Annotated in this window: 1 protein-coding gene; it reads left to right on the top strand. The window is 71.1% G+C overall.

Annotation, left to right across the window (positions count from 1 at the left end; translation table 11 throughout):
* The coding region (locus CIB93_RS36735; protein WP_143660142.1) for a type I polyketide synthase at window positions 1-4,864 on the top strand (4,864 nt) is incomplete at both ends.

The following is a 4,864-nucleotide window of genomic DNA, read 5'->3' as shown; positions in this document are numbered from 1 at the left end:
GTCGTATGGACCGGGCGGCTCTCCGTCGCCGAGCATCCGTGGCTGGCCGACCATACGGTCCACGGTTCGACGGTGCTGCCCGGTGCGGTGCTGGTGGAGCTGGCCCTCCAGACCGGCGAACGCGCCGGATGCGGCCGTATCGAGGAGCTGACCCTCCAACAGCCCCTGGTGTTCGCCGGAACCTCCGGGGTGCGGCTTCAGGTCTCCGTCGCCGGTCCCGACGACACCGGACGGCGCGCCGTGACCGTGCACTCCTGCCCGGTCGACGGCGGAGCCGCCGGGGCCGCTCTGCCCGGCGCGGAGGTGTGGACCCTGCACGCCGCGGGCCAGTTGGGGCCCGCCACCGAACCTCCGGTTGCCGCAGCACCGGCGGTGTGGCCACCGCACAGCGCCGAGGAGATCGACCTGGGCGACGACTTCTACGAGCGGCTGGCCGACCGGGGCTACGCGTACGGTCCGGTCTTCCGGGGCCTGCGCCGTGCCTGGCGGCTGGGCGACGAACTGCTCGCCGAGGTCGCGCTCCCCGAGGCGGCGGCCGACGGAGGCGCCTACGGCGTCCATCCGGCCCTCCTCGATGCCGTCTTCCACGCCTCGATCGACCCGGCCGACGACGAGGTGCGCCTGCCGTTCGTATGGTCCGGCGTCGAACTGGCCCGCACGGGCGCGACCGCCGTACGGGTCCGCCTCACCGGCTCCCCGGGCGGTGACCTGTCCGTACGGGTGACGGACGAGTCCGGCGCACCGGTCCTGTCGGTCGACCGGCTGCTGGCTCGCCCCGTGGCGCGCGAGCAGCTGCGGGCGGTGGGCGGGGCGTCGCGTGACGGACTGTTCGACGTCGTGTGGAGCCCCGTCCACGTCACCTCTGAGCTCCCGGCGACCCTGGGCGCGTGGGATGCCCTCGACGAGGGCCGTGACACCCCCGAACTGGTCGTCTGGTCGTCCGACAGCGGCCCGGGAGCGCCCCACGACGCCTCGGCGGTCGCCGCCCGCGCCCTGGACGTCGTCCGCGCCTTCCTGGCGGATGAGCGGTTTGCTGATGCGCGGTTGGTGGTGGTGACGCGGGGTGCTGTGGGTGTGGTTGGCGGCGAGCGTGTCCGGGGTCTGGGGGCGGCTTCGGTGTGGGGTCTGGTGCGTTCGGCGCAGGCGGAGCATCCGGGGCGGTTGGTTCTGGTGGATGTGGAGCGGGGTCTTGACGCGGTGGCGGAGGAGGCCGCGGTGCGTACGGCGTTGGGTGTGGCGGAGCCGCAGGTGGCGGTGCGGGGCGGGATGCCGTTTGTTCCTGGTCTTGTGCGGCTCGCGGTTGCTTCGGGGGCTGATGGTCCGGTGGTGTTCCGTCCGGGTGGCACGGTGCTGGTGACGGGTGGCACGAGTGGTCTGGGTGCGTTGGTGGCGCGTCGGCTTGTCGCTGTGTACGGGGTCCGGGATCTGTTGTTGGTCTCGCGGCGTGGTGCGGCGGCCGAGGGTGTGGGTGATCTGGTGGGGGAGCTTGAAGGGGCGGGTGCGTGTGTCCGTGTCGAGGCGTGTGATGTGGGTGACCGTGAGGCGGTGGCGGCTTTGTTGTCGTCGATCCCGGGTGACCGGCCGCTCACGGGTGTGGTGCACAGTGCCGCCGTTCTTGATGACGGTGTGGTCGAGACGCTGACCGCCGACCGGTTGGCCGGTGTCATGCGGCCCAAGGCCGACGCGGCACTGCACCTGCACGAACTGACGGCACACCTCGACCTCACCGCCTTTGTTCTGTTCTCGTCCCTCGCCGGGACGCTGGGCGGCGCCGGCCAGGCGGGCTACGCCGCCGCGAACACCTTCCTGGACGCCCTCGCGCACGACCGGCGGGCGCAGGGGTTGCCCGCCGTCTCCCTGGCCTGGGGCTGGTGGGGCTCCGACGGCGGCCTCACCGGCGGACTGTCCGACGTCGACCGGAGCCGCCTCTCCGCTCTCGGGCTGACGGCCATGTCGGCCGAGGAAGGGCTCGCGCTCTTCGACGCGAGCCTGGTGGCCGACCGTGCGCTGGTGGTCCCTGCGCTCTTCGACCCGGCCGCACTGCGGCGGCGCGGCGTGGACGGTGTGCCGCCCGTGCTGCGGTCGCTGGTGCCCGGCGGGACGCGGCGCGGTGGGCGCGCCGGTGGGACGGGCGGCGGAGCGAGCCTCGCGGCCCGGGTGGCCGGTCTGGCGGACCACGAGCGGCTCCGCGCCGTCCTGGACGTCGTCCGTGCCGTCGCGAGCGAGGTACTGGGCTACGGGCCCCGTCAACTCGTCGGCACGGAAACACCGTTCAAGGACCTGGGCTTCGACTCGCTGATGTCCGTCGAGCTGCGCAACCGCCTCAACCGCGCCACCGGTCTGCACCTCGCGGCCTCCCTCGTCTTCGACCACCCCACGCCCCGGCGCATCGCCGAGCACCTGGCGCGTGAGCTCGGTGGCCGGGTGGACCGGCAGCCTGCCCCCGCCGTGGCCGCCACGCCCGCCACGGACGACCCGATCGTCATCGTGGGAATGGCCTGCCGCTATCCCGGAGGAGTACGTACCCCCGACGAACTCTGGCAGCTCGTCCGCGACGGCCGCGACGCGATCGGCCCCTTCCCCGACGACCGGGGCTGGGGTCCCGAGATCGCCGACGGGGGGTTCGCCGCGCAGGGTGGATTCCTCTACGACGCGGCGGAGTTCGACCCGGGGTTCTTCGGGATCTCGCCGCGTGAGGCGCTGGCGATGGACCCCCAGCAGCGGCTGCTGCTGGAAACCTCCTGGGAGGCGGTGGAACGGTCCGGCATGGACCCCAGGTCGCTCATGGACACGCGGACCGGTGTGTTCGCGGGCGTCATGTACCACGACTACGCCGCGCGTCTGCCGGACATTCCGGAGGGCCTGGAAGGCCTCCTCGGCTACGGCTCCGCGGGCAGCGTGGCGTCCGGCCGGCTGTCCTACTCGCTCGGGCTCTCGGGTCCGTCGATGACGCTGGACACCGCGTGCTCGTCGTCGTTGGTGGCTCTGCACCTGGCGGCGGACTCCCTGCGCCGGGGGGAGAGCGATCTCGCCCTGGCGGGCGGCGTGACCGTGATGGCGTCGCCCGGAGCCTTTGTGGAGTTCAGCCGCCAGGGCGGACTGTCGTCGGACGGGCGGTGCCGGGCGTTCGGTGCGGGTGCGGACGGTACCGGCTGGTCCGAGGGTGTTGGTGTGCTGGTGCTGGAGCGGTTGTCGGACGCGCGGCGCAACGGGCATCGGGTGCTGGCGGTGGTGAAGGGGTCGGCCGTCAATCAGGACGGTGCGAGCAACGGCCTGACCGCTCCCAGCGGCCCGGCCCAGGAGCGGGTCATCCGTCAGGCCCTCGCTCATGCCGGACTCTCGGCCGACGAGATCGACGCGGTGGAGGCGCACGGTACGGGCACGAAGCTGGGTGACCCGATCGAGGCGCAGGCGCTCCTGGCGACGTACGGGCAGGGAAGCGAACGCGAACAGCCCCTCTGGCTAGGAGCGTTGAAGTCGAACCTCGGGCACACGCAGACGGCCGCAGGCGTGGGAGGGGTCATCAAGATGGTGATGGCGATGCGCCACGGTGTGCTGCCCCGCACCCTCCACGCGGACGAGCCGACACCACTGGTGGACTGGGAAGCCGGTGCGGTGAAACTGCTGGACGAGGCCCGCCCGTGGCCGGAAGGAGCGGAGGGCCGCCCGCGCCGGGCGGCTGTGTCCTCGTTCGGGATCAGCGGCACGAACGCCCACGTGATCCTTGAGCAGGCCCCCGAGGAAGCTCAGCCGGTGGCGGAAGGCTCGCAGGACGGCGGCCTGGTGCCGGTGCTGGTCTCCGCCCGCACGGAAGAGGCACTGCGGGCACAGGTGCGACAGCTGCGCGAGCACGTGGCGGGACAGGAAGAGGTGGACGTAAGGGCGTTGGGTCGGGCGCTGGCCACCACGCGCTCGGCGTTCGAGCACCGGGCCGTCGTCCTCGCCGACCGTTCCGACACCCTCCTCACCGGCCTCGACTTCCTCGCGGCGGATGAGAGTGGCGCGGGAGCGGTGCGCGGAGTGACCGAAGGCGTCGCCCTTTCTGCGGTGTTGTTTACGGGGCAGGGGAGTCAGCGTGTTGGTGTGGGGCGGGAGTTGGCTGCTGAGTTTCCGGTGTTCGCGGGGGCTTTGGATGAGGTTCTGCGGTGTTTTGAGGGTGAGTTCGAGTGTTCGTTGGGTGAGGTGATGTCGGGGGGTTTGGGTGGTGTGTTGGATCGGACGGTGTATGCGCAGGCGGCGATTTTCGCTGTGGAGGTGGCGCTGTTCCGGTTGGTGGGTTCGTGGGGTGTGCGTCCGGATTTCGTGATGGGTCATTCGGTGGGGGAGATCGCGGCTGCTCATGTGGCGGGGGTGTTCTCGTTGTCGGATGCGGTGCGGTTGGTGGCGGCTCGTGGGCGGTTGATGCAGGGCGTCGAGCTTGCGGGTGGTATGGCGGCGGTCGAGGGGGCGGAGGGGGAGGTTCTGTCGGCTCTTGGTGGTGGTGTTTTCGCGGGGCGTGTGGAGGTCGCGGCGGTGAACAGTGCGTCGTCGGTGGTGGTTTCGGGTGATGTGGAGGCTGTTGAGGAGTTCGTTTCGGAGTGGCGGTCTCGGGGGCGTCGCGCGAAGCGGCTGACGGTCAGTCATGCGTTTCATTCGCGTCATATGGACGGGATGTTGGATGATTTCCGTCGGGTCGCGGAGACGGTGGTTTATCGGGCGCCGAGTATTCCGCTTGTTTCGAATGTGACGGGTGCTTTGGCGGATGTGGACGAGGTGTGCTCTGCGGATTACTGGGTGCGTCATGTGCGTCGTCCGGTGCGTTTTCTGGACGGGTTGCGGGTGTTGGAGGCGGAGGGTGTTTCGGTGTATTTGGAGTTGGGTCCGG

Origin of the sequence: Streptomyces sp. WZ.A104, from assembly GCF_002382885.1 — a bacterium.
GTDB lineage: Bacteria > Actinomycetota > Actinomycetes > Streptomycetales > Streptomycetaceae > Streptomyces.
Note: the sequence above shows the minus strand (reverse complement) of the source record. Positions and strands in the feature narration are given on the sequence as shown.